Origin of the sequence: Streptomyces sp. YS415, from assembly GCF_023544665.1 — a bacterium.
GTDB lineage: Bacteria > Actinomycetota > Actinomycetes > Streptomycetales > Streptomycetaceae > Streptomyces.
The window spans coordinates 207,647-234,620 of record NZ_JAMJFL010000005.1 but is presented as its reverse complement, the minus strand read 5'-3'; the positions used below and the strand labels follow the sequence as shown (position 1 = coordinate 234,620).

Here is a 26,974-nt window from a genome sequence, read left to right as displayed (position 1 = left end):
GCTAGAGTCTCGTCCTCATGACGCGTCGGGATCCGGATCCGGATCGTCGGCGAGCCGCGCGTGCAGGTGCGCGTCCCGGTAGGCGTCCTGCCGGCCGGCCTCCCACATGGCGCCGCGCAGGGTTCCCTCGTACCGGAACCCGCAGCGCTCGGCGATGTGGCAGGAGGAATCGTGCCCCACGGCGTGACCGAGTTCGATGCGGTACAGGCCCAGATCGGTGAGCGCCCAGCGCGTCGCCAGGGCGAGGGCGCGGGTCGCGACGCCGTGGCCGCGCGCCTCGGGCAGGACCCAGTAGCCGACGCGCGCCGTGTTCATCACGCGGTCGATCGCGTTGACGCCGATGTGCCCGAGCGGCCGCCCGGTCACCGGGTCCGCGATGCAGTACGGCGCCGCCCCGCCCTCCGCCGCGTTCCGCGCCGCCGCCCGGAGCTGCTCGCGCGCGCTCTCCTCGTCCGTGGCGGTCCGCAGGGGGGTGTTCCACCGCCGGAACTCGGCATCCGCCCGCCCCCGCAGCCAGGCCTCGACATCGTCGTCCGCCCCCGGATCCCAGGGCCGCAGCCACAGCTCCGGGGTCCGCAGGTCGGGAAGGCGCGCCGCCTTGTAACGCCGATCGTCGAGGGCCATGCGGCCATTGAAACCGGTTGCCCGTCGGCGCGCATGGGGGTGGGGGGTAGGGCGGGGCTTGGGGGGTAGGGCGGGGCTTGGGGGGATTACCTGGGCGGGCGCGGGTGGATCACCGGGGCGGGTGCGATGAGGCTCGGGCGGGCGCGGGTAGATCACCGGGGGGCCTTGGCTTGCGGGCGGGCGCGGATGACTATCAGCGGCGGGTACGACGGGGTTCGCGCGGGCGCGGGTGGTTCACCGTGGGAGCCACGGCTTGCGGCGAGGGCCCGGGTGGACCCCTGCGCCGGGTACGACGAGGCTCGCGCGGGCGGGGGGTCGATCACCGGGGGCACGGCGTGCGGGCGGGCGCGGGTGGATCAGCGTGAGGGGGCAGGGCGTGTGGACGGTCGTGGCCGGAACACCGGTGTCCCGTCCCGGAAGTCCGCCTCCAGTTCCATCCCGGCCCGCAGCGGCGGCTGTCCCGCCGGCCCCGTCCACTCCACGATCTCCGTCATCATCCGGGGACCCTCGGCCAGGTCGACGACGGCGGCGACGTACGGGGTGCGCTCCCCGAAGGGCGGGAGGTCGTTGCGGTGGACGACCGACCAGGTGTAGAGCGCGGCCCGGCCGCTCGCGGTCTCCCAGACCACGTCCTCGCTCCAGCAGTACGGGCAGAACTCGCGCGGGTAATGGTGGGCCCGGCGGCAGTCCCGGCAGCGACGCAGGAGCAGGCGTCCCTGGGCCGCCGCCTCCCAGTAGGGGCGGGTGAAGGCGTCGGGCTCGGGAAGGTCATGACGCGCCCGGGCCGCCATCAGAAGAGCCCCAGCGCGCTGTCCAGGGACCAGGTCTGCCAGGACATGCCGAACAGGGCCACCAGGGAGATCAGCGCCATCATCGCGTTCTGGCCCTGCTCGGCCCAGTCGTGGATCATCAGCGTGAAGTAGACGACGTTCAGCAGCAGCCCGCCGACCAGGGCGACGGGGGTCAGGAAACCGGCGATCAGGCCGAGCCCGAGGGCCAGTTCGGCGTAGGCCACCACGTACGCCATGATCCGCGGGCGGGGCGCCACGACCACGTCGAAGCCGGAACGTACGGCGGTCCAGCGGTGCTTGGCCGCCACGTCCGCCGCCCAGGCGATACCGCCGCCCTCGAACCAGGTCCTCTTGTCCTTGTGCCGCCAGCTCTCCAGCCACCACAGGCCGAGGCCTGTGCGGAGCACGGCCAGCCATTCCGCGCCGCTGAGCCAGATCGTGTCCATGGATCTGACGGTACGTCAGACAGTCGCCGCGCGGGAACCCCCTCCGCTCGTCACCGGACGCCCTACGCCACCGGTCCCACCCACTCCCCCCACAGGCGTGATCAATCCGCAACCAATTCCGGTCTTGACCGAGACCCATCAACGGGGTGCGTGATTACGCTCGCGCTCATGGCCGACTCCACAGCGCACTCACCAGCCGACGCGGACCGCCCGGTGTACGTCATCGGCGGCGGTCCCGGCGGGCTCGCCGTCGCGTACTCCCTGCGCGCCCGGGGCATACGCGCCGTCGTCCTGGAGAAGTCCGACCGCGTCGGCGCCTCCTGGCGCGGCCACTACGACCGGCTGCGCCTGCACACCACCCGCCGCCTCTCGTCCCTGCCCGGGCTGCCGATACCCCGGCGGTTCGGGCGCTGGGTGTCCCGGGACGACGTGGTGCGGTACCTGGAGAAGTACGCCGAGCACCACGAGCTGGAGATCGTCACCGGCGTCGAGGTCTCCCGCGTCGACCGCGCGCCCGACGGCGACGGCTGGCTCCTGCACGCCACCGGCGGCCGCGAACTGACCGGCGCCGCGGTGGTCGTCGCCACCGGCTACAACCACACCCCCCGGCTCCCGGACTGGCCCGGCCGCGACACCTACACCGGCGAGTTCCTGCACGCCTCCGCCTACCGCAGCCCCCGGCCCTACGCCGGCCGTGACGTCCTCGTCGTCGGCGTCGGCAACACCGGCGCCGAGATCGCCGTCGACCTGGTCGAGGGCGGCGCCTCCCGGGTACGGCTGTCGGTGCGCACCGTCCCGCACATCGTGCGCCGCTCCACGGCCGGCTGGGCCGCCCAGTACTCGGGCGTGCTGTGCCGGCGCCTGCCGGTCGGCCTGGTGGACCGGCTCTCCCGCCCGCTGGCGAGGCTGAGCGTGCCGGACCTGTCGGCGCAGGGGCTGCCCCGCCCGGACACCGGCCTGTACAGCCGGGTGCTCGAAGGGGCCGTCCCGGTGCAGGACGTGGGCCTCATCGACGCCGTACGCACGGGCCGGGTGGAAGTGGTGGCCGCCGTCGACCGCTTCGACGACGGCAAGGTTACCCTCGCCGACGGCACCCTCCTCGAACCGGACGCGGTCATCGCCGCGACCGGCTACGTCCGCGCCCTGGAGGGTCTGGTCGGCCACCTCGACGTCCTCGACGACCGCGGCAGACCCGTCGCCCACGGCGCCCGCACCCCGTCCCACGCCCCCGGCCTGTACTTCACCGGCTTCACCAACCCGATCAGCGGGATGCTGCGGGAACTCGCCATGGACGCCGAGAGGATCGCGAAGGCCGTGGCGAAGAGGGCCGGAGACCGCCTGTCCCGACTGCCCGTCACCTGAGACGCTCGGTCCACCGGAGGCCCGAGGGGGCTTGACGGGCGGTCCGAGGGCACTTGACTACCGGTCCGCAGGAGCCTGACGGCCGGTCCGAGAGGGCTTGACGGCCGGTCCGCAGGACCCTGACGGGCGGTCCGCGGGTCGGCCCTCCGTTCAACTTTGCCTGCACAGCCATTCCTGACGGAGTGTCAGTTCAGTAATCTGACACTGCGTCAGTTAATCGCTGTCACACAGGAGCGGGCGGACCGATGCTTGGATCAACCCACGGCACCCTCACCACCGACTCCCGACGGACCCGGGTCATCGCCTGCGGTGAACAGCCCGGGCCCGCCGTCCACGGCCGGCCGGCCGAGGTCGACGATCTCGACGTCAGCGGCCGTCCCCTGTACGCGGACGTCCCCGATCTGGACCGCTTCTTCCGCCCCGAGTCGGTCGCCGTGATCGGCGCCTCGGACGCCGAGGGCCGCCCCAACACCGGTGTCACCCGGCAACTGCTCGCCTGGTCCGAACGGGTCGGCGCCCGGCTCCACCCGGTGCACCCGAACCGCCCGTCCGTCTTCGGCATCCCCTGCTCCCCCTCCGTCGCCGACCTGCCCGAGCAGGTCGATCTCGCCGTACTGCTGGTCGCCGACCCCCTTCCGGTGATCGAGGAACTGGCCGAGGCCAAGGTGAAGTTCGCGGTCGTCTTCGCCTCCGGCTTCGCGGAGACCGGTGCGCAGGGCGCCGCCGCGCAGGCCCGGCTCGCCGCCGCCGTCGAGCGGTCCGGGCTGCGGCTGCTGGGCCCGAACACCAACCTCAACGCCTTCGAGGAGATCCGCACCGACCTCGAAGGACCCGCCATCGCCCTGATCACGCAGTCCGGGCACCAGGGCCGGCCCGTCTTCGCCCTCCAGCAGCTCGGCGTGCGCCTCTCCCACTGGGCGCCCACCGGCAACGAGGCCGACCTGGAGACCTCCGACTTCCTCTCCTACTTCGCCGAGCGCCCCGAGGTGGGCGCCATCGCCTGCTATGTGGAGGGCCTGAAGGACGGCCGCTCCTTCCTCCTCGCCGCCGACCGGGCCGCACGGCGCGGGGTGCCGGTCGTCGCGGTCAAGGTGGGCCGCACCGAGACCGGCGCCCGCACGGCCGCCTCGCACACCGGCAAGCTGACCGGCGCGGACGCGGTGGTGGACGCGGCGATGCGGCAGTACGGGGTGATCCGCGTCGACGGTCTCGACGAACTCCAGGACACCGCCACCCTGCTGGCCCGGGCGCGGCCCCCGCGCGCCGAGGGCGTCGTGGTCTATTCGATCTCGGGCGGCACAGGCGCGCACTTCGCGGACCTGGCGACCGAGGCCGGACTGCGGTTGCCGGTGCTGTCCGAGGCCAAGCAGGCCGAGCTGCACCAGTGGATACCCGGCTATCTGAGCGTGGCCAACCCGGTCGACAACGGCGGGCATCCGGTCGGCGACCGACGCGGCCGGAAGATCATCGACGCCCTGCTCGACGACCCGGAGGTGGGGGTGCTGATCTGCCCGGTCACCGGGCCCTTCCCGCCCCTCAGCGACCGGCTGGTGAAGGACCTGGTCGACGCGGCCGAGCACACCGACAAGCTGGTGTGCGTGGTGTGGGGGTCGCCCGTCGGCACCGAACCCGCCTACCGCGAGGTCCTGCTGGGCTCCTCCCGGGTGGCCACCTTCCGCACGGTCGCCAACTGCATCACCGCCGTCCGCGCCTACCTCGACCACCATCGCTTCACCGCGGCCTACCGCTCCCCCTTCGACCGCGCCCCGCGCACCCCCTCCCCTTCCTTCCGCAAGGCGCAGGCCCTGATGCGCCCGGGACAGCAGCTGAGCGAGCACGCGGCGAAGCAGCTGCTGCGGGCGTACGGCATTCGCGTACCGCGCGAGCAGCTGGTGACCAGCGCGGCGGCGGCCGTACGGGCGGCCGGCCTCGTCGGCTACCCGGTGGTGATGAAGGCGTCCGGCGCGCGGATCGCCCACAAGACCGAGCTGGGCCTGGTCAAGGTGGGTCTCACCTCGGCCAGCCAGGTCCGCGACGCCTACCGGGAGCTGACGGACATCGCCCGCTACGAGGACGTCTCCCTGGACGGCATTCTGGTCTGCCAGATGGTCGAGCGGGGCGTCGAGATGGTCGTCGGTGTCACGCACGACGACCTGTTCGGGCCCACGGTGACCGTCGGGCTCGGCGGGGTGCTGGTCGAGCTGCTGCGCGACACCGCCGTACGCGTGCCGCCCTTCGGGGAGGAGCAGGCGCGGGACATGTTCCGGGAACTGCGCGGGCGGGCCCTGCTCGACGGGGTCCGGGGGCGGCCCCCCGCGGACACGGACGCGCTCGTCGAGGTCGTCCTGCGGGTGCAGCGCATGGCGCTGGAGCTGGGGGACGAGCTGGCGGAGCTGGACATCAACCCGCTGATGGTGCTGGAGCGGGGGCAGGGCGCGGTGGCGCTGGACGCGCTGGCGGTGTGTCGCGAACATGACTGAATCCCCCCGTGTGCCCGGAAATGCCGTTGAGTCATTGGTACCGCACGCCACTGACAACCGGGTCTGCCGCATCACGCTCAACCGCCCCGAGACCCTCAACGCCCTTACTCCTGACCAGCGAGAACGCCTCATCGACCTGCTCGCCGAGGCGTCGGCGGACGCGGCGGTCGGAGCGGTCGTGCTCACCGGAACCGGCCGCGGCTTCTGCGCGGGCGCGGACCTGCGGGCGGCGGGCACGACCGGCGACCGGATCCCCGGCGACGTGGCCCGCATGCTCCGGCTCGGTGCCCAGCGACTGATCTCCGCCGTCCTCGACTGCGAGAAACCCGTGATCGCCGCGGTGAACGGCACGGCGGCGGGCCTCGGCGCGCATCTGGCCTTCGCCTGCGACCTCGTGCTCGCCGCGGAATCGGCCCGGTTCGTCGAGGTGTTCGTCCGCCGGGGTCTCGTCCCCGACGGCGGCGGCGCCTATCTCCTGCCCCGGCTGATCGGACCCCAGCGGGCGAAGGAGCTGATGTTCTTCGGCGACGCGCTGACCGCGGCGGACGCGGAACGGCTCGGGCTGGTCAACCGGGTCGTCCCGGACGCGGAGCTGGAGAAGACGGCCCGCGCCTGGGCGGAGCGCCTGGCGGCCGGCCCCACCCGTGCCCTCGCGCTGACGAAGCAGCTCCTCAATGCCTCCCTCGACAGCGACCGCGCTGCCGCGTTCGCGGCGGAGGCGGCGGCGCAGGAGATCAACATGACGACGCGGGACGCCCAGGAGGGCGTGGCGAGCTTCATCGAGCGGAGAAGTCCTGTGTACCGGGGGCGCTGACCCCCCGGTTCGGATCGGCCCGGCGTCACAAGCCCAAGGCGTCCGGATCCGAGGATCCCCACACCTTCCGATCTGACGGGCCATCAGATCTAATGGTCCGTGTGATGGGACACGCAGGGATGGCCGCAGCCGCCGTCCGCTATCTCAGGTCGGCCGACGCCCCGCGCGTGGAGCCGCTGCCGCGGCCGGAGTTGCGGTGTGTCGGCGAGGACGAGCGGGCGCCGGTCGGGCAGGCGGAGTTCCGGCGGGTGCTCGGGAACTTCGCGACCGGGGTGACCGTTGTCACCTCACCGGCCGCCGACGGCGAGGCCTCCCCCGCCGGTTTCGCCTGCCAGTCCTTCTCCGCCCTCTCCCTCGACCCGCCCCTGGTCGCCTTCATGGTCGGCCGGGCGTCGACGACCTGGCCGCGCATCGCCCGCGCGGGCGTCTTCTGCGTCAACGTCCTGGGCGCGCACCAGGGCGACTTGTGCCGCGGCTTCGCGGTCAGCGGCGGCGACAAGTTCGCCGGGGTCGCCCACGACGCGGCACCGGTGTCCGGCTCACCGCGTCTGGCGGGAGCCCTCGCCTGGGTCGACTGCACGGTCCACGCCGTCCACACGGGCGGCGACCACCTCATCGTGGTAGGCCGGGTGGACGCGCTGGGGGCGCCCGAGGAGGACGCGCCGCCGCTGCTGTTCCACCGAGGCCGCTTCCTCTGACCCGGCGGCCGCCTCCCTGCGACATGGCGGCCGCCTCCCTGCGGCACGGAGGCCGCTTCCCCTGAACACCTGAACAAGGGGCCCCCGGCACACGGCTCCGGGCCGCAGATACCCGGGCGCCCCGGACCCGTCACGCGACCGCCGGCACCGCGCCTCCGGGCCGCCGCCGGATCACCAGCGCCATCAGCGCGGCCGCCGCGCACAGCGCCCCGGACGCGTACCAGACCACGTCGTAGGACCCGAAGACATCCCGGGCCACCCCGCCCAGGAAGGCCACCAGCGCCGCCCCCACCTGGTGGGAAGCGAGCACCCACCCGAAGACGATCGCGCTGTCCTCCCCGTAGTGCTCCCGGCACAGCGCCACGGTCGGCGGCACCGTGGCCACCCAGTCGAGCCCGTAGAACACGATGAAGAAGACCATCGGCGGCCGCACGCTCGGCGCCAGCAGCATCGGCAGGAACAGCAGCGAGACGCCCCGCAACGCGTAATAGACCGCCAGCAGCCGCCGCGCCTCGTAGCGATCGGTGAACCAGCCGGAGGCGATCGTGCCGATGACGTCGAACACCCCGATCATGGCGAGCAGCGACGCCGCGGCCTGGACCGGCATGTGGTGGTCGTGGGCGGCGGGCACGAAGTGGGTCTGGATCAGGCCGTTGGTGGAGGCGCCGCAGATCGCGAAGGTGCCGGCGAGCAGCCAGAAGGGGCCGGTGCGGGCCGCGTCCAGGAGGACCCGCACGGCACGGCGGGCGGCGCCCGTGACGGGCGGCGGCTTCGGCACGAACTCCGTGGCGCCGTACGGCTTCAGGCCGACGTCCGCCGGGTGGTCGCGCAGCAGCAGCCAGACGAAGGGGACGACCGCGAGAGCCGCCAGCGCCACCGTCACGGCCGCCGGGCGCCAGTCGTGCTCGTCGACCATCCAGGCCAGCAGCGGCAGGAAGATCAGCTGGCCGGAGGCCGACGCGGCGGTGAGGATGCCGGTGACCAGTCCGCGCCGCTCGGTGAACCAGCGGTTGGTGACGGTCGCCGCGAAGGCCAGCGCCATGGAACCGCTGCCGAGACCCACCAGCAGACCCCAGCACAGCAGCAGCTGCCAGGCCGCCGTCATCCAGTACGTCAGTCCGGAGCCGACGGCGATCACGGTCAGCGCGACCGCCACGACCCTGCGTATGCCGAAGCGGTCCATCAGCGCCGCCGCGAAGGGCGCGGTCAGCCCGTAGAGCGCGAGGTTGACGGAGACGGCCGCGCTGATCGTGCCGCGCGACCAGCCGAACTCCTCGTGCAGCGGGTCGATGAGCAGCCCGGGCAGGGAACGGAAGGCGGCCGCGCCGATGATCGTCACGAAGGTGACGGCGGCGACGAACCAGGCGCGGTGGATGCGGCGCCTGCGGCGGGTCGGCATGTCCTCGGCGGTGGCCGCGATCTCGGTTGTCCGGTTCACGTCGTAGATGATCGCGTCCGGGATCAGCCCCATCGAGTGGCCCGAAGGTCAGCGTTCGTTAGGATCGGGCCATGAGCCGTGGCCCGCAGGCACCCGAGTTCCGGCCCCACCGTGTCGTCGTGCTCGCCCTCGACGGCCTGCTCCCCTTCGAGCTGGGCATCCCGCACCGCATCTTCGGCCGCCCCAAGGACGCCCGGGGACGGCACCTGTACGAGGTCCTGACCTGCTCGGTCCGGCCCCCGGGACCGGTCGTCACCGACGCCGACTTCGCCGTCATGGTCGAGCACGGCCCCGAACTCCTGGCCACCGCCGACACGGTGATCGTCCCGGCCTCCTACGAACTCGGCCCGGTCTTCGAGCAGGGCGTGCTCACCGAGGAGCTGGCCGCGGCGCTCGCCCACATCCGCCCCGGCATCCGGCTCGCCTCGATCTGCACCGGCGTCTTCGTCCTCGCCGCCGCCGGGTATCTCGACGGACGCCGGGCCACCACGCACTGGGCGGAGACCGACCAGCTGCAACGCCTCTTCCCGGCCGTCGACGTCGACCCGGACGTCCTGTTCATCGACGACGGCGACGTGCTGACCTCGGCGGGTGTCGCCGCCGGCATCGACCTGTGCCTGCACATGGTCCGCCGCGACCACGGCACGGCCGTCGCCAACGACATCGCCCGCCGCACGGTCGTCCCCCCGCACCGCGACGGCGGCCAGGCGCAGTACATCCACCGCCCGGTCCCCGACCCCCAGCAGGCGACGACGACCGGGGCCCGCGCCTGGGCGCTGGGCCGGCTGCACGAGCCGATCCAGCTGAGGGACATGGCGGCGCGGGAGGCCATGTCGGTGCGGACCTTCACCCGCCGCTTCCGCGAGGAGGTCGGGGTCAGCCCCGGCCAGTGGCTCACCCAGCAGCGCGTGGAGCGGGCCCGGCAACTGCTGGAGACCACCGGCCTGTCCATGGACCAGGTGGCCCGGGACGCGGGCTTCGGTACGGCGCAGTCGATGCGGCAGCACGTGCAGGCGGCGCTCGGGGTGACGCCGACGGCCTACCGGCGGACCTTCCGTCAGGCCGAGAACGTGAGCACCGCCCGGGCCACCCGCCCCTCCTCCGCGTCGGCCGCCGCCTTCGCGAAGTCCTCGACCGGGTAGGTCCGGGTGACCAGTTCGTCGAGGAGCAGCCGGCCCGCCCGGTACAGCTCGGCGTAGAGCGCGATGTCCCGCTGCGGGCGTGCGGAGCCGTAGCGGCAGCCCAGGATCGACTTGTCCAGGTAGAGGTCGGAGACGCGGAAGGACGCCTCGGCGGCGGCCGGGGGCACGCCGAGGAGGACGGCCTGGCCGTGCCGGTCGAGCAGATCGACGGCCGCGCGGATCAGCTCGACGCGTCCGACGCACTCGAAGGCGTGGTCGGCGCCCGTGGGCAGCAGGTCCCGCACCCCTTCGACGGAGGTCAGGAAGTCGGTCGCACCGAACCGGCGGGCCATCTCCTCCTTGGCCGGATTGGAGTCGACGGCGACGATCCGCAGGGCGCCCGCGATCCGCGCGCCCTGGATGACATTGAGCCCGATTCCCCCGGTCCCGATCACCACCACCGTGTCCCCGCGGTCCACCCGTGCCCGGTTGAGCACGGCCCCCACCCCGGTCAGCACCCCGCACCCGATCAACGCGGCGGACACCAGCGGCAGTTCCCGCGGAATCCGCACGGCCTGTACGGCCTTGACCACCGTCCGCTCGGCGAAGGCGGAGTTGGACGCGAACTGGTACACCGGGCTCCCGTCCCGCAGGAAGGGCTGCCCGGGCCGCCCGATCGCCTGCCGGCACATGGTCGGCCGCCCCCGGTCGCAGTCCGCGCAGGCCCCGCAGTTGGCGAGGGTGGACAGCGCCACGTGGTCCCCGGGCACGACATGCGCGACCCCCGCCCCCACGGCCTCGACGACCCCCGCGCCCTCGTGGCCGAGCACCACCGGAACGGGGAAGGGGATGGTGCCGTCCACCACGGACAGATCGCTGTGGCAGAGCCCCGCCGCCGCGACGGCGACCAGCACCTCGCCCGGCCCCGGCTGCCGCACCTCCAGGTCGTCCACGACCTCGGCCCGCTTCCCGTCGAACAGCACTGCGCGCATCAGACGACCCCCTTGGGCTCCCTGGGCAGACCGAGCACCCGCTCGGCGATGATCGTGCGCTGCACCTGATCCGAGCCGCCGTAGATGGTGTCGGCCCGGGAGAAGAGGAACAGATGCTGCAGCGGGTCGAGGGTGTACGGCGCGGAAGGCGTCCAGTCGGCCGGCCCGACCGCCGCCCCGGCGCCCCGCACCGCGACGGCCACCTCCCCGAGCCGCTGGTGCCACCCGGCCCACAGCAGCTTGGCCACGCTGGAGGCGCCCGCGTCCCCGCCGCCGCCCAGGGTGCGCAGGGCGTTCCAGCGCATCGTGCGCAGCTCGGCCCACAACCGCACGAGCCGGTCCCGCAGGACCGGGTCCGCCGCCGCGCCCGTCTCCACCGCGACCCCGACGACCCGCTCCAACTCCCGTGCGAAGCCGATCTGCTGGGCCAGCGTGGACACCCCGCGCTCGACCCCGAGCAGGCGCATCGCCACCCGCCAGCCCTGGCCCTCGCCGCCGACGACGTGCTCCACGCGCGCGTGCGCTCCGTCGAAGAAGACCTCGTTGAAGTCGCTGGTGCCGGTCAGCTGCCGGATGGGCCGGACGTCGATGCGGCCGGGCTGGTCCATCGGCACGAGAAGGAAGCTCAGCCCCTGGTGGCGCCGGGAGCCGGGCTCGGTACGGGCCAGCACGAAGCACCAGTCCGCCTCGTGCGCGAGTGACGTCCAGATCTTCTGGCCGGTGACGCGGTACCCGCCGTGCGCGTCCCGCACGGCCATGGTGCGCACGGCCGCCAGGTCCGACCCGGCGCCGGGCTCGCTGTACCCCTGGCACCACAGTTCGGCGCCGGCGGCTATGGGCGGCAGGAAGCGGTCCTTCTGCTCCTCGGTGCCGCATGCGAACAGGGTGGGCGCCAGCAGGTTCTCCCCGATGTGGCCGGAACGCGGGGGCGCCCCGCAGCGGGCGTACTCCTCGGCCCAGGCGACCTGCTGGGTGAGCGTGGCGGACCGGTTGCCGTACCCCGTCCCGGGCCAGGACAGGCCGATCCAGCCGGCCGCTCCGAGGGTGCGCTCCCAGGCGCGGCGGTCCACGGCGGGGTCGGCGTGCGCGCGGAGCCAGACCGCGGCCTCCGTGCGGAACGCCTCGTCCTCGGCGCTGAATGCAAAGTCCACCGGTCTCCTCCTGATGCCGGGCGGCTACGGGGTGTTCGGCGGCCGGAGCAGCGGCATCGGGTCCACGCCCACCGTCCCGGGCAGGAAGTCCGCGAGCCGTTCCGGTGTCCAGGGGCCCTCGGCGTACGCGGCCCGCAGTTCCCTGGGCTGCGCCCACACCGCCACCTTGGACCCGGCGATCGTGTACACCTGCCCGGTGACGGACCGCTCCTTGGCGCGGTCCGACAGCAGATAGACGACGAGGGCCGCCACGTCCTCCGGCTCCCCGATCTCCGTCAGCTCCGCGGGGACCTTCGCCGACATGCGCGTACGGGCGACGGGGGCCACCGCGTTGGCGGTCACGCCGTACTTGTGCAGACCCAGCGCGGCGCTGCGCACCAGCGAGATGATCCCGCCCTTGGCCGCGCTGTAGTTGGCCTGCGAGAAGGACCCTTGGTGATTTCCGCTGGTGAATCCGATCAGGGTCCCGGAGCGCTGCCCGCGCATCACCGCGGAGGCCGCGCGGAACACCGTGAACGTCCCTTTGAGGTGGGTGGCGATCACCGGATCCCACTCCTCCTCGGTCATGTTGAACAGCATCCGCTCGCGCAGGATCCCGGCGACGCACACGACCCCGTCGATCCGCCCGTACGACGACACGGCCACGTCGACGACCCGCTGCCCGCCCGCCATGGTGGAGATGTCGTCGGCCACCGCGACCGCCTCTCCCCCGGCGGCCTCGATCTCCTTGACGACGCCCTGGGCGACCTTGCTCGCCGGTGAGCCGCCGTCCACCGCCACCCCGTAGTCGTTGACGACGACCCGCGCCCCCTCGTCCGCCGCCGCCAGCGCCACCGCCCGCCCGATCCCCCGCCCGGCACCGGTCACGGCGACGACCTTGCCTGCCAAGAAGTTCCCCATGCCCGGCCCCTTCCCGCGGTTTCTGACGGACCGTTAGATTCTATGTCCCGCCGGACAGCCGGAGACAAGCCCCGGGGAGGGACCGATGTCACTGCCGGACGCGTTCCACGAGATCGCCAAGCGCGTGAACAACTGGGGCCGTTGGGGAGCCGACGACGAGATCGGCACCCTCAACCTGATCACCGACGAGGTCGTGCGCGAGGCCGCGGCCGGTGTCCGGGCCGGCCGCCGGATCCCGCTCGCGCTGCCGCTGCGCCAGGACGGCGTGCAGACCGGGATGATCCCCGGGCGGGTGAATCCGCTGCACGCGATGGTGCAGATCAACCAGGAGCTCTTCGGGCCGGGCACGGTCGCGTGCAGCGACGACGCGGTGACCATGGGCCTTCAGGCGGGCACCCACTGGGACGCGCTGCCGCACGTCTCGCACTCGGGGCGGCTCTACAACGGCCGCCCGGCGGGCACCGTCACCGCGCACGGCGGCGCCGGGTTCGCGGGGATGGCCACCGCGCGGCACGTCGTCTCGCGCGGGGTGCTGCTCGACGTGGCACGCGCGCGTGGCGTGGAACGGCTCGACGGTGCGCACGCCGTGACGCCCGAGGACCTGGAGGCGGCCGAGGAACTCGCGGGCACGCGCGTGCGAGCCGGCGACATCGTGCTCGTCCGCACGGGGCAGATGGGGCTGTACCTCGCCGGGGACCGGCACGGCTACGCCCATCCCTCGCCGGGGCTCTCGATCCGCACGCCGGAGTGGTTCCACGCGCGCGATGTGGCCGCCGTCGCCAACGACACCCTCACCTTCGAGATCTTCCCGCCGGAGATCGAGGACCTGTGGCTGGCCGTGCACGCGCTCCACCTGGTGGAGATGGGGATGCCGCAGGGGCAGAACTGGAATCTCGAAAAGTTGTCCACAGCCTGTGGACAAGAGGAGCGGTACGCCTTCCTGTTGGCGGCGACGCCCGAGCCCTTCGTCGGCGCGACGGGGGCCCCGGTGGCACCGGTCGCCGTCCTCTGAGCCTGAAGTGCGGCTGGCGGCGCGCGATCTGCCCGCCCCGAGCACGGCAGCGCGCACCGCCATCCGACTCCGGCGCTCCCGCCCCGGCTGCCCCTCGGATCCTGAGGGAGCCGACGCCGAATCACGACCCACACTCGTCGAGGGCTCCCGTCACCGGAACCCTCGTCGTCCCCTCACGGCGAATCGCTGACCACAAGCGTGATCAAACGGACACGCTTCGTCAACACCTGCTCGGGGATTTATGATGTACGTCCCCTATGTGACGGGCGCATGTGGAAGCATGTCCCGGCGCACCGCACCGCGTCCGGCGCAAGCGATCCGGCCGGGTCCGGACCGACGGCTGCCGCATACTCCGCGGACGCCCCGCACACCGCCCCCACTTGCTCCGCGGACGCCTCGAACCGCCCCGCCCACGCCGCGGACACCTCGGACCGCCTCCGCCCACTCCGCGGACGCCCGCGCACCGACTCCGCGGGCTCACCCTCAGACCGCCTCGAAGGCCAGCCCTTCATAGGCCCCGCCGCCGTAGGTCACGACCGGCTCGCGCCCCTGGGCGCACTGGTCCAGTTCGCACCAGATCCGCTTGCCGGGCCCCTCGGGCATCCAGCCCCAGCGGTCCGCGAGACCGTCGACGAGCGCGAGGCCGCGCCCGCCCGTCTCGCCGCCGCCCGCGCAACGCGGCACCGGGGCCCGGCCGCTCGCGTCCACCACTTCCAGGCGTACGGTGACCGACTCCGCGCCGGTCGCCACCCCGGGCAGGAACAGCCGTAGCACGGCCGGACAGCCGGTGTGCACCACGGCGTTGGTGACCAGTTCGGACACGAGCAGGATCAGGGTCTCCGACAGCGACTCGTCGACCCCTATCCCGGATCCGGCGAGCCGCGAGCGGGCCCACCTCCGGGCTCGCCCCACTTCAGCGGGGTCGGGCCGGATCTCCAGCTGCACTTGAAGCACCTGCACCGCTCACACCATCCGAACCGGCGGACTCATAGCCCCGCGCTTCACGAGGGCCACGATCGTAGCCATTTTTTGCATGACCAGAACAATGGCCGGAGCCAGGGTCACGGAACGTGAATCCCTTACGGGAAAGCATGGTTGACGTACAGTCACCCCAACAAGCGCTTCGGGCATATTCCAGCGCGAAGGAGTACCCCTGCGGGATACTGTGCGACGCTCCTGACGGGGAGTCGAACAGGCGGGGGACAAAACCGCGCCCGCCCTGCGAGAACCGGCGCGCACCGCCGGATCCGGAGCCGCCTCAAGGGCAACTCCGGCATGGCTCGTTCTCGGAACCACTCGCATCCCACACAAGGTACCGGAGCACGACGGCGACTCCGGGCCGTGACGAGTCACACATCGGACACAACCCGATATCAACGCTCCGTAGTTCCGGTACGCCACAATCCGCGACACCTATGGCCGCCGCATTATCGGATCCGCAGGCCGGCACGCTTTTGGCTTTTCATGCGAGCAGATCGGCGGCGAGCATTTCCTCACTCTCCGTTCCGCCACCGGCACGCTGAGCCCGCACCCACGCCCGCTTGAGATGCAGATGGACCTCGCACTCCCAGGTGAAGCCCATTCCGCCGTGCACCTGGAGGCAGTCGCGGGCGCCGCGTACGGCGGCCTCGTCGGCCAGCAGCCGGGCCGCGGCGATGTCGGCGGGGTCCTCGGTCACGGCGGCCGCGTAGACGGCGGCACGGGCCGTCTCCGCCCGCACCAGCATGTCGGCGCACAGATGCTGCACCGCCTGGAAGGCGCCGACCGGCCGTCCGAACTGTTCCCGGGTCCGGGCGTGTTGCGCGGCGAGCTCGCACACGCGCGTGGCGGTGCCCAGTTGCTCGGCGGCGGTGAGCAGGACGGCGCGGGGTTCCGTCCCCCGCGGTACGGGCACCCGGTGGAGCGGCGTCAGCGGGTCCACGGACCGCAGGGGCACGGCCCCCGCCGCATCGCCGAGGACCACGTCGGCCCCCGCCAGCCACTCCACGAGGGGGCCGTCCACGGCCGTCACGACCACCTCCCCGCCGGCCGCCCCCGGCACCGAGCCCGCCGCGAGATGCGTGGCGGTCAACGGCCCCGGCAGCAGCGCCCGCCCCGCCTCCTCGAACGCCAACACCGCCTCCGGCATCCCGAGTCCGACCCCGCCGTCCGCCTCGGCCACCCGCAGGGCGAAGAACCCCGCTTTCCCCAGCTCCCGCCACAGCGCCCGGTCCAGTACGGGCTCGGCCGCCGCCGCCCGCAGCGCCCAGGCGCCGAACCGCCGGTCCAGCAGTTCCCGTACCCCCGCCCGCAACGCCTGCTGGTCCTCGGTCAGTTGGAAACGCATGCTCACCGCCCCTTCGGCAGCCCCAGGATCCGCTCGGCCACGATGTTCCGCTGGATCTGCGAGGTACCGGCCGCGATGGTGTACGACAGCGACGAGAGCCGGTCGAGGACCCAGGGCCGGTCGAGGTCGAGGGCGTCGGGTCCGAGGACGTCGGCGGCGGCGTCGTAGAGCTCCTGGCGGGCGTGCGAGTACCTCAGTTTGAAAACCGAACCGCCGACACCCGGCACCCCGCTCGCCGATGCCTCGCTCACGTTCCACTGCGTCAGCCGCCACAGCGCGCGGAACTCGGCGTTCAGGCGGCCGAGTCTGCGCCGCAGCGCCGGGTCGTCCCAGCGGCCGTTCCCGCGGGCCCGGGCGGCCAGTTCGCGCAGGACGCGGCGGCAGGCCACCACCTCGCCCACGAAGGCCGTGCCGCGCTCGAAGGACAGGGTGACCATCGTGACGCGCCAGCCGTCGTTCTCCGCGCCGACCCGGTGCGCGACCGGCAGCCGTACCTCGTCGAGGAAGACCTCGGCGAACTCGGTGGACCCGGCGAGGGTGCGCAGCGGCCGTACGGTCACGCCGGGCGCGTCCATGCGCAGGGCGAGCCAGGTGATGCCCCGGTGCTTGGGCGCCTTTGGGTCGGTGCGCACCAACAGCTCGCACCAGTCGGCGACTTCGGCGTGGGAGGTCCAGATCTTGGACCCGGTGACCACATAGGCGTCGCCGTCGCGCCACGCGCGCGTGCGCAGCGCCGCGAGGTCGGATCCGGCGCCGGGTTCGCTGAAGCCCTGGCACCAGACCTCCTCCCCGCGCAGGATCGGCGGCAGCCAGCGCGCCCGCTGCTCCGAGGTGCCCTCGGCGGCGATGGTGGGGCCGGCGTGGAGCAGTCCGACGAAGTTGGCGCCGACGTAGGGGGCGCCCGCAAGCTCTGTCTCCTCCAGGTAGATGAGCCGGGTGGTCGGGGAGGCGTCCCAGTGGACATCGGCGTACCCGGCGTCGTGGAGCATGCGCTGCCAGTCGAGGTCGTAGGCGCGCCGGCCGGGCCAGTCGGAGGGGGCGGGCACGGGGGGCAGCTTCGGCAGCACCTCGCCGAGCCACCGCCTCAGGCGCGCCCGGAACTCCTCCTCCTCGGGCGTGTACGTGAGGTCCATCCGGCGAGCCCCTATCTGACGGTCCGTCAGCTCAGGCTAGCCCCGCACCCCTGGACCGACAAGGCGGGGCGCCCTACGCTCTGCCCACTATCTGACGCATCGTCAGCAAAGGGGGTCGCCGCCGTGACCGACACCGCACCCGACCTGAGCTCCGCCCGGACCCTGTGGGAGCTGCTCGTCCACCGCGCCGCCCGCACCCCGGACCGGCCCGTCCTCCTCCAGGGGGACCGCTCCGTGAGCTTCGGCGAGCTGCGCGCGCGTGCCGAGCGGGTGGCGGCGGGCCTGCACGACCTGGGGGTGCGCCCCGGCACGGTCGTCGCCTGGCAACTGCCCACCCGGATCGAGACGGTCCTGCTCTCCCTCGCCCTGGCCCGCCTCGGCGCCGTGCAGTCCCCGGTCATCCCCTTCTACCGGGACCGTGAGGTCGGCTTCGCCCTGCGCGAGTCCAGGGCCGAGTACGTCGCCGTACCGGGCACCTGGCGCGGCTTCGACCACACGGCGATGGTGCGGCGGCTCGGCGCGAAGGGCGTCCTCGAGGCGTACGACCGGCTCCCGGACGGCGATCCCCGGGGGCTGCCCGCCCCGCCGGCCGAGGGCACCTCCGTGCGCTGGATCTACTGGACCTCCGGGACCACCTCCGACCCCAAGGGCGTGCTGCACACCGACCGTTCGCTGATCGCCGGCGGCTCCTGCCTCGCCCACGCCCTGCGCCCGACCGGCGCCGACGTCGGCTCGATCGCCTTCCCTTACGCCCACATAGGCGGCCCGGACTACCTGGTGATGCTGCTGCTGTACGGCTTCCCGGCCGTGCTGTTCGAGCAGTTCGCGCTGCCGGACGCGCTCGCGGAGTACCGGCGGCACGGCGTGACGATGGCCGGCGGTTCCACGGCGTTCTACTCGATGTTCCTGACGGAGCAGCGCAAACGGCCCGGCACCAAAGTGGTTCCGACGCTGCGCCTGCTGGCGGGCGGCGGGGCGCCGAAGCCGCCGGAGCTGTACCACGCGGTGGTGCGGGAGATGGGCGTGCAGCTGACCCACGGGTACGGCATGACCGAGGTGCCGATGATCACGATGGGCGACCCGGACGACGACCCGGAACTGCTCGCCGGCACGGAGGGACGGCCGCCCGAGGGGATGGAGATCCGGGTCGTGGACGGGGAGGTGCGGCTGCGCGGGGAAGCGGTGTGCCGGGGCTATCTCGACCCGGACCAGACCGCGCGCGCCTTCGACGAGGACGGCTTCCTGCGCACCGGCGACCTGGGGCGGCTCACCGGCACCGGGCATCTGGTGCTCACCGGGCGGCTGAAGGACGTGATCATCCGCAAGGGCGAGAACATCTCGGCGCGGGAGATCGAGGACCTGCTGCACCGGCATCCGGCGGTCGCGGACGCGGCCGTCATCGGGCTGCCGGACGCCGAGCGCGGGGAGCGCGTGTGCGCCGTGGTCGAACAGCCGCCGGGGGCCGACGAGTTGAGCCTGGCGCAGGTCACGGCGTATCTGCGCGCGGAAGGGCTGGCCGTGCACAAGCTGCCGGAGCAACTGGAGGTGGTGGACGCCCTTCCGCGCAACGACACCCTGCGCAAGGTGCTCAAGTACAAGCTGCGGGAGCGCTACTCGGGGACGGTGAAGTAGCGGGCGAAGGCGGTCACGACCTCGGACTCCTCCACCCGGCCGTCGCGGTCCGCGTCGAGGGTGGCGGCCGCGGCCTTCGCGGTGTCCGCGTCCACCCCGAGGGCGGTCAGTACGCGCGCGGCGTCCGCGACGGTGGCCGCTCCGTCGCCGTCCGTGTCGGCCACGGCGAGGGCCGCGTGCAGGAAGGGGCGGGCGATCTCGGCGAATCCCTCGGGGTTGTCGCGCAGCCGCTTGACCGCGCCGTCCACGAACTCGCCCCGGGTGATGCGCTGGTCGCCGTCCCGGTCCGCTATTCCCGCCATGCCCTGCCAGAACGCCTCGGCGCCGCTGTACAGCGCCTGACCCTTGTCGGACCGGGCCGCCGTACCGAACTCGGCGAGCAGCGCCTTGGCCGCCGCGCTGAAGTCCGCACGGTCGATGTAGCCGTTGCCGTCCTGGTCGAAGGTGGCGAAGCGGGCGGCGATCTTGCCCTCGTACTCGCTGCTGACCATGTCTTTTCGTGCCGCCTTTACGTCACGGGGGGCGCGGGGCCCCGGCTTTCCCAGGGAGCGTACGACGTCAGGGGCCGTCCGGGAGCGGGAAAGCGACGGATGTGCCAAGACCGGGGGAATTTCGGGACAACGGCGTGGCAGTGCGAGGAGCTACGCCGACAGCGGCCCCGACTCGTCGGCGGTGGCCGAGTCCACGTCGGGGTGGACCTCGAAGAGGCGGCGGACACCGAGCGCCCCGAGGACGCGGTTGACGTGGGAGCCCTCCACCGCGCCCTGCGCGGGCAGTATCAGGCGCAGCCGGCCCCGGCAGGAGCGGACGAGTCGGCGGGAGGCGATGAGCACGCCCACACCGCTGGAGTCGCAGAAGAAGACCTCGGACAGATCGAGCACCAGGCTGTGCCGGCCCTCGGCCACTTCGTCGTGCACGCGTTGACGCAGCGCGGGGGAGGTCACCAGATCCAGTTCGCCCGACACCCGCAGGACAGCCCAGCCGTCCTGCTCTCCGCAGGTCACCTTGAACGCCACCGCCATGCCCTTCGCTCGCCGGACCCCCCGCAAACGGAAGCTGCCCCTACGCTTCCATGCAGCGCGGCTGCCCAGCGGCTGTGCCCTGAAACACCGGCCCAGAAACAGAAAGAGAGCGGAAAAGTCTTGTTTCCGTCATCTCCGGTCTTGTTCGATCAGTACCGGACCGGGTAGGCGACGATCCACTATCACCCGGGGCCCATCGGGGGGCGCACATTGCGACAAAGGGGCGTGCGCTGTCAGAGGTGCCGACTACATTCGAGGAGACAGTGGGAGCAGGCTTGACCAGGGCACAGGCACGGTGAGGGGGCCGCATGGCGAAGAAGGACGCACCGCCCCGCTGGGACCGCAAGATGCAGCAGCGGCTCGCACGCGGTGAGGCGGCCGCCCTCGGGGAGCTCTACGACCGTTTCGCCTCCCTGGTGCACGGCCTGGCCCACACCGTCCTCGCCGACGAGCGCGCCGCCGACAGCGTCACCCGCGAGGTCTTCACCCACGTCTGGGAGCACCCCGACGCCTACGACCCCAAGCAGGGCCCGCTGCGCTCCTGGGTGGCCACCCTCACCCACCGCCTCGCCGTGCAGCGCCTGCGCGCCACCGAGACCGCAGCGCTGGCCCAGGGCGGCCACGGCACCACCGAGGACCTGGAGCGCAAGGTGCGGCACGCCTCCGTCGCCGCCCGCGCCGACTACATCGTCCAGGCCATGCCGGTGCCGCTGCGCGCCGCGCTGGAGCTGGCCTACTTCCAGCGCCGCGACTACCGCCAGACCGCCACCGACCTCGGCGTCACCGAGGACGAGGCCCGCCGCCGGCTCCGCCTCGGACTGCAACTGCTCTCCACCGCCCACGACGCCGGCGCCCCGCCGGGATACGGGGGTGCGGTGTGAACGACCCGGAGCGGTTCGAGCCGTTCGACGCGCACGAGGAAGAGGGCGACTTCAAGAACGACCCCGGGAACGAGACGAACGACGGGCCCGACCACAAGCCCGAGCCCGATCACGAGCCCGAGGACGAGCGGGGTCACGAAGACCGGGGCGGCGGCCCTGAGCAGCCGCCGCGCATACCGCTGCCCCGCGCCTCCGTGGAGGACACCGGCAGGCCGCTGCCCGAGCCCGCCTTGGATCCGGTGCCGCTGGTCCTGGAGCACCGGGTGCTGAAGTCGCTGCTCGGCGCGTGGGCGCTGGCCGCGTGCTCGACGCAGGAGACGACCGCCGTCGAGGAACACCTCGGTGACTGCGGCTCCTGCGCCGACGAGGCGCTGCGGCTGCGCGAGGCCGTGGGCCTGCTGCACCCCTCCGAGAGCCTCGACCTGGACCCCGCCCTGCGCACCCGGGTCCTGTCGAGCTGCCTGGAGCGCCGCCCGCCGCGCATTCCGGTGCCGGGCTGGGCGGCGGCGTACGACGCGGAGACCGCGCGTCTGGACGCGCTGCTGCAGGACTTCGGGGACGCGGAGTGGCACGCGCCCGTGCGGCTGCGGTGGTTCAGGTCCGACGAGGCGACGACCCGCCGTACGACGGTGGCCGGGGTGATCGCCCATCTGCTGAGCGTCGACGGCCTGGTCGCCGTCGCCCTCGGCCTCGACGACCCGCTGGGCGACATCCCGGCCGAGCGCCCCACCCCGTCCTCCCGCACCGAGGCGTACTGGCGCGCCTCCCACTTCCCGCCCACCCGCTCGGTCCGGGCGCCGTGGCGGGAGCAGAGCCACGACCTGGTCCGGACGGTCTCCTTCACCGGCGGCCAGGCGGGCGCAATGCCGGTCCCCTACGGCGACTTCGAGCTGCCCCTGCACGACGCGATGCTGGACCGGGCCTTCGAGTGCTGGGTGCACGCGGAGGACATCGCGGAGGCCGTGGACTACCCCTACGCCCCGCCCTCGGCCCGCCATCTCCACGCCATGATCGACCTCGCGGCCCGCATGCTGCCCGCCGCGCTGGCCGGACGCCGCCGCGAGGGGCTGGCGGCCCCGCCGCACGGCCGCCACCTGGGCCTGGCCGGCGGTCCCGGCCGGAGCCTCCGGCTGGAGATCGAGGGATCCGGGGGCGGCGAGTGGCTGATCCCCCTGGACTCCCCGGCGGCCGTGGGCTCCACCGAGTGGGAGGTGGCCCATGTCGCGCTGGACGGGGTGGAGTTCTGCCACCTGGCCGCGGGCCACGTGTCTCCGACGGAGGCGGCAGCGGGGCAGGTGGGCGACCGCGAGGCCATCAGGGACGTGCTGTTCTCGGTGGCGTCGCTGAGCCGGATGTAGGGGTGGGTGGCGGCTTCATCGGCGGCTGCGGGCCGGTGGGGGCCGTTCGCGCAGTTCCCCGCGCCCCTGAGACGGGGCGCGGGGAACTGCGCGAGCAACCACGAAGCACCCGCAGCCGCCTGCGCGACGGAACCACCGAGCCCTTAGGCGAACACAACCGTCCGTCGGCCATTGAGCAGAATCCGCCGCTCCGCATGCCACTTCACGGCCCGCGCCAGCGCCTGGCACTCCACGTCCCGCCCCACCGCCACCAGCTGGTCCGGCGTGACACCGTGCCCGACCCGCTCGACCTCCTGCTCGATGATCGGCCCCTCGTCGAGATCGGCCGTCACGTAGTGCGCGGTCGCCCCGATCAGCTTCACACCCCGCGTATGAGCCTGGTGGTACGGCTTCGCGCCCTTGAAGCTCGGCAGGAAGGAGTGGTGGATGTTGATGATCCGGCCGCTCAGCTGCTTGCACAGGTCGTCCGAGAGGACCTGCATGTAGCGGGCGAGCACGACCAGCTCGACGTTCTCCTCGCGCACGATCTCCAGCAGCCGCGCCTCGGCCTGCGACTTCGTGTCCTTCGTCACCGGAATGTGGTGGAAAGGAATGTTGTACGAGCCCACCAGCTCGGCGAAGTCGGTGTGGTTGGAGACCACCGCGGCGATCTCCACCGGCAGCGCCCCGATCCGCGCCCGGAAGAGCAGGTCGTTCAGGCAGTGCCCGAACTTGGAGACCATCAGGACGATGCGCATCTTCTCGTCGGCCCGGTTGATCTGCCAGTCCATCTGGAAGGAGTCACCGATCGCCGCGAAGCTCGCCCGGAGCTTGTCCACGGTCACCGGCGCGTCGGCCGAGAAGTGGACGCGCATGAAGAACAGACCCGTGTCGTGGTCGCCGAACTGCTGACTGTCCTCGATGTTGCAGCCGGTCATGAAGAGGTAGCTCGACACGGCGTGCACGATGCCCTGCTTGTCGGGGCAGGACAGGGTCAGGACGTACTGGTCGGTGGGGACCGCGGCTCGGCCGGACTGCTCGTTCATGCACCACAGGGTCCCACACCCCGAGCCCGCCGATCACGGTCGTCCCGCTAGGCGGACCTGGTCATGATCCGCAGGACTTCGAGGGTGCGCGGGGGTGCGTCCGGGTCGTCCCCGTCGCTCGCCGCCATCCGTACGTGCGCGTCCCGCGCGGCGCGCACCGCGTCCGGCCACCCCTGGTGCTCCAGGTACGCGGCGACGGGCGCGTCGGGTCCGACCTGGTGCATGATCCGCAGCACCCGCAGCACGGCGGTGTCGACGAGCGCCGCCTCCTGGGAGTCCCGGAAGATCGTGCCGACGTACTTCTCGGCGGACCAGTTGTCCAGCCAGGTGTCCTCGACCAGGCGGTACACGGCGTCGGTGACGTCTCCGTAACCGTCGACGCCGGCCAGCCAGGCATCGCGCTGGAACACCGGGTCGGAGAGCATGTGCAGCGCGGAGCGCACATTGCTGCGCCAGCGCCACCACGGCATGTCGTTCAGTGGCATGCCGCCCATGGTGGATGAGCGACGGCCGCGACGGGAAGAGTTCTCCGAACCTTGCACGGTCATCGATCGTACGTTCCCGCCCGGCCGCTGGTCACGGCCCCCCGTAATTCACCGTGACGTCACCTTCTGTTGACCATGGATGACTCGAGGGTTAGCTGTGTGAGGGAATCGTGCGTGTGCATGACCGGCAGGCGTTGTTTCCGCAGTTCCAACCTCCCCGCGCTCACCCGATTTGTCAGAGCCGGCACCGTCAGAGCGGCGGCCCTGATCGGGTGCGCGTCCCTCGCCGTCGGTTGCGGGGTCATCCCCGGTGTCTCGGGGGGCGCCGGGGACGATCCCATCACCATCATGACCTGGGCACCGCAGGACACCACCGCCACCAACAAGCCCGGGATGCCCGCTCTCGCGGTGGCGTACGCCCGCTGGATCAACTCCCAGGGCGGCATCAACGGCCGCAAGCTGCGCGTCCTGAACTGCAACGACCGCAACGACAGCGTCTTCGCGGCGAAGTGCGCCGAGCGCGCCGTCGACGAGAAGGTGGTCGCCGTCGTCGGCTCCTACAGCCAGCACGGCGACTCCTTCTTCCCCACGCTGGAGAGCGCGGGAATCCCGTACATCGGCGGCTACGGCGTCACCGGCGCCGAGTTCACCAGCCCGCTCTCCTACCCCGTCAACGGCGGCCAGCCCACTCTGCTGGCCGGCCTCGGCCGGGAGCTGGCCAAGGACTGCGGGCCCGTCGCGCTCGTACGGCCGGACAGCATCGCCGGTGACGAGCTGCCCGCTCTGCTGAACTCCGGCCTCTCCGCGGGCGGCCACGCGGACGCGGGCGACCAGCTGGCGGCCGAGGACGCGACCGAGTACTCGGGGCAGGCGAACAGGGCGCTGGCGTACACCGGCGCCGACCCGGCGAACCCCGGCTGTGTGGTGCCCGCCCTGGGGGACCGCACCAGCACCTTCATGGACTCCTTCCGGCGCGGCCGCGAGGAGTACCCCGACGTGCGCACGGCGACCGTGCTGGGCAGCGTCGACCAGACCGTGATCAACGCCTCGGGCGGCAAGTCCGGGCCCTACGAGGGCGCGTACATCACCGGCTGGTATCCCGTCGCCAGCGACCAGCGCTGGGACGAGATGAAGAAGGTGATCAGCGCGCACGCCTTCGGCGACAACCGCATCGACCCCGCGGACGCCGGAGTGCAGACCACCTGGATCGCCTACACCGTGTTCCGGTCCGTCATCGACTCCCTCGGCGGCGGCGAGGTGACCGCCCGCTCGGTCCGCCGGGCCCTGGACGACGGTCTGGAGATCAGCACCGGCGGTCTCACCCCGCCGCTGAACTGGGAGTACACCGAGAGCCTCGCCTCGGTGGGCTTTCCTCAGCTGGTCAACGCCGACGTGACCCTCCAGGTCGTACGCAACGGCCGGCTGGTGTCGGCCCGGAAGGGCTTCATCGATGTGACGAAGACCCTTCAGCAGGCCGACCTCGGCTGACCGCTCAGAGCTGGGTCGGCTGGCGCTCGGTCAGGCCGTAGCTCTTGGCGATCGAGTTCCACAGGCCCGCGGCCTTGGCCTTCTCGGTGCTGGCCGTGCCGCTGGCCGTGTTGCCGGCCTGGGTCTGCGGGGTGGACCGGGCCTGCCCCTTCTTGCAGAGGTTGCCCTTGCGCTGCGCGACCTGGTCGGCCCAGGCCGCGTAGTGGTTGTCGGCCGACGCGGACGCCTGCCAGGCCTTGTTGAGGGCGGTGGTCAGCTCGGTGTGCCGCGGCAGCTTGTCCACGGCCAGCGTGGACAGCTTGGTCACCAGGTCGTTGCGCTGCTTGGCGGCGTCCCGCAGGTCCTTGGCCGCCTGGGGGAGGTTGGTGCAGGCCTTCACGTCGGCGACCGCGTTGATGACCATGGTCCGGCTGTTGCCGCTGTCGGCCAGCAGCTTGTCCAGCTCCACGGCCTGCTGCCGGACCGGGTCGACGGACGGGGAGGGCGAGGCGGCGGACTCGCTCGCCGGCGCCGTGGCCGCGACGGTCTCGTTGTCGCCGGTGTCGTCCCCGCCGCCACTGGCCAGCAGGGCGCCCGCGCCGACGCCGACCACGGCGATGGCGACGCCGATGGCGGCGAAGAGCGTCACCCGGGAGCCGGTACGGCCGCCCTGGCGCCGGTCCTCGTCGTCCTGGGTCTCACGTCGCGGGATGAACGTCGGCTGCCCGCCGCCGTGGGCCCCCGGCCGGGGCTGCTGGAACCGCGGCATCTGCTGGGTGGAGGCGGCCGGCGGCTCGCCGCCCGGCTCGCTGCGGAAGAGGTTGTCGAACTCGGCGGGCGGCTGCCGCTCGCCGCCGTCGCCCGCGGGCACCGGCGCGATGTACTGCGTGGCCTCGGCGTCCGGGTTCGGCGCGGGAGCGGGCACCGGGCCCGCGTTCTGCCGGATGCGGCCGAGCACCTGGGTGCTCTCGGCGGGGGCCTGGGGGGTGACCTCGGGCGGCAGGGCTCCGCCGCCGACCGGCGGGATGTACTGGGTGGCCGCGTCACCGGCGACCGGGGGTATGTACTGCGTGGCGCCGTCCGCGACGGGCGGCAGGTACTGGGTGGCGCCGTCGTCACCGTAGGGCGCGGCGGGCGGCAGCGCTCCGGCGCCCTGGGAGTCGTAGCCCGGGGACGGGGTGCCGTAGTCCTGCGTGCCGCAGCCCTGGGTGCGGTAGTCCTGCGTGCCGTAGCCCTGGGTGCGGTAGTCCTGCGTGCCGTAGTCCTGCGTGCCGTACGACGGTGCCGGGGCGTTCTCCGGCGGGAGCGGCTGGCGGGGGGCCGGCGTCCCGTCCTGGGCGCCCCAGGCCGCGGCGGGCTGCTCCGGTCCGGCCCACGGCTGGGCGGGCGCGGGCGTCCAGCCCGGTCCCGGGGACGGGGCCGCCGGGGGCTGGGGCTGCTCGGGACCCCAGGCGCCGTTCCAGGACTGGCCGCCCGGCGGGGCCGCCGGGGCGGGCGGCGGGGCGGGGTGGGCGTACTGCTGGGGGCCGCCGGGTCCGCCGGTCGTGCCCGGGAGCAACGGCTCGCCTCCGTCGGAGGGCAGCACGATGCCTTCGCGCGCGGGTCGCGCCGAGGGCTCCTCGCCCTGTCCACTCTGCGTCACCGGGACTCCTACTAATGGGGGACCTTCGGGATCGTCGGCTCACGCTACCGGGTCCCGAGAGCCGCGTGCCACGCAGCGAAGATCGCGACGCCCGTCCCTGTGACCGCCGTTACAGAGCGGTCCCCCATTTCCCCTGCCCGTCCTCCTCTCCCTTTCCGTGCCGCGGTTTCCCCT

The 26,974-nt window shown here is 72.8% G+C and carries 25 protein-coding genes; 10 read left to right on the top strand and 15 right to left on the bottom strand.

The window, feature by feature from the left end:
• Positions 1-15: 15 nt before the first annotated feature.
• The 3 genes from M8H82_RS09050 to M8H82_RS09040 all read right to left on the bottom strand — a co-directional run bounded on the left by M8H82_RS09050 (position 16) and on the right by M8H82_RS09040 (position 1,861).
• Complete coding sequence (locus tag M8H82_RS09050) at positions 16-624, bottom strand: GNAT family N-acetyltransferase (protein ID WP_250071976.1); 609 nt, start codon at positions 622-624, stop codon at positions 16-18.
• A gap of 356 nt (positions 625-980) precedes the next feature.
• Complete coding sequence (locus M8H82_RS09045) at positions 981-1,415, bottom strand: Zn-ribbon domain-containing OB-fold protein (RefSeq protein WP_250071975.1); 435 nt, start codon at positions 1,413-1,415, stop codon at positions 981-983.
• Positions 1,415-1,861, bottom strand: a complete 447-nt coding sequence (locus tag M8H82_RS09040) for a DoxX family membrane protein (protein ID WP_250071974.1) — start codon at positions 1,859-1,861, stop codon at positions 1,415-1,417. Before M8H82_RS09040 ends, M8H82_RS09045 begins: the two co-directional genes overlap by 1 nt.
• A 168-nt stretch (positions 1,862-2,029) precedes the next feature.
• Between M8H82_RS09040 and M8H82_RS09030 the strand changes: the two genes are divergently transcribed.
• The 4 genes from M8H82_RS09030 to M8H82_RS09015 all read left to right on the top strand — a co-directional run bounded on the left by M8H82_RS09030 (position 2,030) and on the right by M8H82_RS09015 (position 7,215).
• Complete coding sequence (locus tag M8H82_RS09030) at positions 2,030-3,223, top strand: NAD(P)/FAD-dependent oxidoreductase (protein ID WP_284048670.1); 1,194 nt, start codon at positions 2,030-2,032, stop codon at positions 3,221-3,223.
• Between the two features lie 245 nt (positions 3,224-3,468).
• Positions 3,469-5,703, top strand: a complete 2,235-nt coding sequence (locus M8H82_RS09025; protein WP_250071973.1) for an acetate--CoA ligase family protein — start codon at positions 3,469-3,471, stop codon at positions 5,701-5,703.
• Positions 5,696-6,517 carry an enoyl-CoA hydratase/isomerase family protein gene (locus M8H82_RS09020; RefSeq protein ID WP_250071972.1) on the top strand — a complete coding sequence of 274 codons (822 nt, stop codon included), beginning with the start codon at positions 5,696-5,698 and terminating at the stop codon, positions 6,515-6,517. Before M8H82_RS09025 ends, M8H82_RS09020 begins: the two co-directional genes overlap by 8 nt.
• Positions 6,518-6,621: 104 nt before the next feature.
• The gene (locus tag M8H82_RS09015; RefSeq protein WP_250071971.1) at positions 6,622-7,215 is read left to right on the top strand and encodes a flavin reductase family protein; all 594 of its coding nucleotides are present in this window, start codon (positions 6,622-6,624) and stop codon (positions 7,213-7,215) included.
• Between the two features lie 130 nt (positions 7,216-7,345).
• On the opposite strand, the gene M8H82_RS09010 is transcribed toward M8H82_RS09015, so the two are convergent.
• Positions 7,346-8,686: an MFS transporter gene (locus tag M8H82_RS09010; protein ID WP_374211634.1), complete on the bottom strand. Its 1,341-nt coding sequence runs from the start codon at positions 8,684-8,686 to the stop codon at positions 7,346-7,348.
• A 38-nt stretch (positions 8,687-8,724) separates the two neighbouring features.
• Between M8H82_RS09010 and M8H82_RS09005 the strand changes: the two genes are divergently transcribed.
• Positions 8,725-9,795 carry a GlxA family transcriptional regulator gene (locus M8H82_RS09005; protein WP_250071970.1) on the top strand — a complete coding sequence of 357 codons (1,071 nt, stop codon included), beginning with the start codon at positions 8,725-8,727 and terminating at the stop codon, positions 9,793-9,795.
• Here the strand turns inward: M8H82_RS09005 and M8H82_RS09000 are convergent.
• From M8H82_RS09000 to M8H82_RS08990, 3 genes are read right to left on the bottom strand one after another with little or no spacing between them, the layout of a single operon-like run.
• On the bottom strand, positions 9,711-10,766 hold the full coding sequence (locus M8H82_RS09000) for a Zn-dependent alcohol dehydrogenase (RefSeq protein ID WP_250071969.1): 1,056 nt from the start codon (positions 10,764-10,766) through the stop codon (positions 9,711-9,713). The genes M8H82_RS09005 and M8H82_RS09000 overlap by 85 nt on opposite strands.
• Positions 10,766-11,917, bottom strand: coding sequence for an acyl-CoA dehydrogenase family protein (locus M8H82_RS08995; protein ID WP_250071968.1), 1,152 nt, complete (start codon positions 11,915-11,917; stop codon positions 10,766-10,768). Before M8H82_RS08995 ends, M8H82_RS09000 begins: the two co-directional genes overlap by 1 nt.
• A gap of 24 nt (positions 11,918-11,941) precedes the next feature.
• The gene (locus M8H82_RS08990; protein WP_250071967.1) at positions 11,942-12,817 is read right to left on the bottom strand and encodes an SDR family NAD(P)-dependent oxidoreductase; all 876 of its coding nucleotides are present in this window, start codon (positions 12,815-12,817) and stop codon (positions 11,942-11,944) included.
• Between the two features lie 85 nt (positions 12,818-12,902).
• Between M8H82_RS08990 and M8H82_RS08985 the strand changes: the two genes are divergently transcribed.
• Positions 12,903-13,829: a cyclase family protein gene (locus M8H82_RS08985; protein ID WP_250071966.1), complete on the top strand. Its 927-nt coding sequence runs from the start codon at positions 12,903-12,905 to the stop codon at positions 13,827-13,829.
• A 483-nt stretch (positions 13,830-14,312) separates the two neighbouring features.
• Here M8H82_RS08985 and M8H82_RS08980 read toward each other — a convergent pair whose 3' ends face one another.
• From M8H82_RS08980 to M8H82_RS08970, 3 genes are all read right to left on the bottom strand, one after another.
• Positions 14,313-14,789: an ATP-binding protein gene (locus M8H82_RS08980; protein WP_250071965.1), complete on the bottom strand. Its 477-nt coding sequence runs from the start codon at positions 14,787-14,789 to the stop codon at positions 14,313-14,315.
• Positions 14,790-15,291: 502 nt separating this feature from the next.
• Positions 15,292-16,155, bottom strand: a complete 864-nt coding sequence (locus tag M8H82_RS08975) for an acyl-CoA dehydrogenase family protein (RefSeq protein ID WP_250071964.1) — start codon at positions 16,153-16,155, stop codon at positions 15,292-15,294.
• Between the two features lie 2 nt (positions 16,156-16,157).
• On the bottom strand, positions 16,158-17,288 hold the full coding sequence (locus M8H82_RS08970) for an acyl-CoA dehydrogenase (protein ID WP_250071963.1): 1,131 nt from the start codon (positions 17,286-17,288) through the stop codon (positions 16,158-16,160).
• Positions 17,289-17,411: 123 nt separating this feature from the next.
• Here M8H82_RS08970 and M8H82_RS08965 point away from each other — a divergent pair, with 123 nt between their 5' ends.
• Positions 17,412-18,920: a class I adenylate-forming enzyme family protein gene (locus tag M8H82_RS08965; protein WP_250071962.1), complete on the top strand. Its 1,509-nt coding sequence runs from the start codon at positions 17,412-17,414 to the stop codon at positions 18,918-18,920.
• On the opposite strand, the gene M8H82_RS08960 is transcribed toward M8H82_RS08965, so the two are convergent.
• Positions 18,899-19,411, bottom strand: coding sequence for an EF-hand domain-containing protein (locus tag M8H82_RS08960; RefSeq protein WP_250071961.1), 513 nt, complete (start codon positions 19,409-19,411; stop codon positions 18,899-18,901). The genes M8H82_RS08965 and M8H82_RS08960 overlap by 22 nt on opposite strands.
• A gap of 150 nt (positions 19,412-19,561) precedes the next feature.
• Entirely contained in the window at positions 19,562-19,942 is a 381-nt protein-coding gene (locus M8H82_RS08955) for an STAS domain-containing protein (RefSeq protein WP_250071960.1), read from the bottom strand.
• A 308-nt stretch (positions 19,943-20,250) separates the two neighbouring features.
• Between M8H82_RS08955 and M8H82_RS08950 the strand changes: the two genes are divergently transcribed.
• Together M8H82_RS08950 and M8H82_RS08945 are read left to right on the top strand one after the other, a co-directional pair.
• Positions 20,251-20,823: a sigma-70 family RNA polymerase sigma factor gene (locus M8H82_RS08950; RefSeq protein WP_250071959.1), complete on the top strand. Its 573-nt coding sequence runs from the start codon at positions 20,251-20,253 to the stop codon at positions 20,821-20,823.
• Positions 20,820-22,181: a maleylpyruvate isomerase N-terminal domain-containing protein gene (locus M8H82_RS08945; protein ID WP_250071958.1), complete on the top strand. Its 1,362-nt coding sequence runs from the start codon at positions 20,820-20,822 to the stop codon at positions 22,179-22,181. Before M8H82_RS08950 ends, M8H82_RS08945 begins: the two co-directional genes overlap by 4 nt.
• 143 nt (positions 22,182-22,324) lie before the next feature.
• Here the strand turns inward: M8H82_RS08945 and purU are convergent, their stop codons facing one another.
• Together purU and M8H82_RS08935 are read right to left on the bottom strand one after the other, a co-directional pair.
• Positions 22,325-23,206, bottom strand: coding sequence for a formyltetrahydrofolate deformylase (gene purU, locus M8H82_RS08940; protein ID WP_250071957.1), 882 nt, complete (start codon positions 23,204-23,206; stop codon positions 22,325-22,327).
• A gap of 47 nt (positions 23,207-23,253) precedes the next feature.
• Positions 23,254-23,754: a hypothetical protein gene (locus tag M8H82_RS08935; RefSeq protein WP_186284491.1), complete on the bottom strand. Its 501-nt coding sequence runs from the start codon at positions 23,752-23,754 to the stop codon at positions 23,254-23,256.
• A gap of 117 nt (positions 23,755-23,871) precedes the next feature.
• Here M8H82_RS08935 and M8H82_RS08930 point away from each other — a divergent pair, with 117 nt between their 5' ends.
• Entirely contained in the window at positions 23,872-25,179 is a 1,308-nt protein-coding gene (locus M8H82_RS08930) for an ABC transporter substrate-binding protein (RefSeq protein ID WP_250071956.1), read from the top strand.
• 4 nt (positions 25,180-25,183) lie between these two features.
• On the opposite strand, the gene M8H82_RS08925 is transcribed toward M8H82_RS08930, so the two are convergent.
• Positions 25,184-26,800, bottom strand: a complete 1,617-nt coding sequence (locus tag M8H82_RS08925; RefSeq protein ID WP_250071955.1) for a hypothetical protein — start codon at positions 26,798-26,800, stop codon at positions 25,184-25,186.
• Between the last annotated feature and the right edge of the window lie 174 nt (positions 26,801-26,974).

Excerpts from the sequence above, each read along its gene's own strand:
- M8H82_RS08935 (WP_186284491.1), bottom strand. The coding sequence starts at position 23,754 with ATGACCGTGCAAGGTTCGGAGAACTCTTCCCGTCGCGGCCGTCGCTCA.
- M8H82_RS09010 (WP_374211634.1), bottom strand. The coding sequence starts at position 8,686 with ATGGGGCTGATCCCGGACGCGATCATCTACGACGTGAACCGGACAACC.
- M8H82_RS09020 (WP_250071972.1), top strand. The coding sequence starts at position 5,696 with ATGACTGAATCCCCCCGTGTGCCCGGAAATGCCGTTGAGTCATTGGTA.
- M8H82_RS08955 (WP_250071960.1), bottom strand. The coding sequence starts at position 19,942 with ATGGCGGTGGCGTTCAAGGTGACCTGCGGAGAGCAGGACGGCTGGGCT.
- M8H82_RS09005 (WP_250071970.1), top strand. The coding sequence starts at position 8,725 with ATGAGCCGTGGCCCGCAGGCACCCGAGTTCCGGCCCCACCGTGTCGTC.
- M8H82_RS09000 (WP_250071969.1), bottom strand. The coding sequence starts at position 10,766 with ATGCGCGCAGTGCTGTTCGACGGGAAGCGGGCCGAGGTCGTGGACGAC.
- M8H82_RS08975 (WP_250071964.1), bottom strand. The coding sequence starts at position 16,155 with ATGCGTTTCCAACTGACCGAGGACCAGCAGGCGTTGCGGGCGGGGGTA.
- M8H82_RS08970 (WP_250071963.1), bottom strand. The coding sequence starts at position 17,288 with ATGGACCTCACGTACACGCCCGAGGAGGAGGAGTTCCGGGCGCGCCTG.
- purU (WP_250071957.1), bottom strand. The coding sequence starts at position 23,206 with ATGAACGAGCAGTCCGGCCGAGCCGCGGTCCCCACCGACCAGTACGTC.
- M8H82_RS09040 (WP_250071974.1), bottom strand. The coding sequence starts at position 1,861 with ATGGACACGATCTGGCTCAGCGGCGCGGAATGGCTGGCCGTGCTCCGC.
- M8H82_RS08950 (WP_250071959.1), top strand. The coding sequence starts at position 20,251 with ATGGCGAAGAAGGACGCACCGCCCCGCTGGGACCGCAAGATGCAGCAG.
- M8H82_RS08990 (WP_250071967.1), bottom strand. The coding sequence starts at position 12,817 with ATGGGGAACTTCTTGGCAGGCAAGGTCGTCGCCGTGACCGGTGCCGGG.
- M8H82_RS08930 (WP_250071956.1), top strand. The coding sequence starts at position 23,872 with ATGACCGGCAGGCGTTGTTTCCGCAGTTCCAACCTCCCCGCGCTCACC.
- M8H82_RS08960 (WP_250071961.1), bottom strand. The coding sequence starts at position 19,411 with ATGGTCAGCAGCGAGTACGAGGGCAAGATCGCCGCCCGCTTCGCCACC.
- M8H82_RS09015 (WP_250071971.1), top strand. The coding sequence starts at position 6,622 with ATGGGACACGCAGGGATGGCCGCAGCCGCCGTCCGCTATCTCAGGTCG.
- M8H82_RS09050 (WP_250071976.1), bottom strand. The coding sequence starts at position 624 with ATGGCCCTCGACGATCGGCGTTACAAGGCGGCGCGCCTTCCCGACCTG.
- M8H82_RS09045 (WP_250071975.1), bottom strand. The coding sequence starts at position 1,415 with ATGGCGGCCCGGGCGCGTCATGACCTTCCCGAGCCCGACGCCTTCACC.
- M8H82_RS08985 (WP_250071966.1), top strand. The coding sequence starts at position 12,903 with ATGTCACTGCCGGACGCGTTCCACGAGATCGCCAAGCGCGTGAACAAC.
- M8H82_RS09025 (WP_250071973.1), top strand. The coding sequence starts at position 3,469 with ATGCTTGGATCAACCCACGGCACCCTCACCACCGACTCCCGACGGACC.
- M8H82_RS09030 (WP_284048670.1), top strand. The coding sequence starts at position 2,030 with ATGGCCGACTCCACAGCGCACTCACCAGCCGACGCGGACCGCCCGGTG.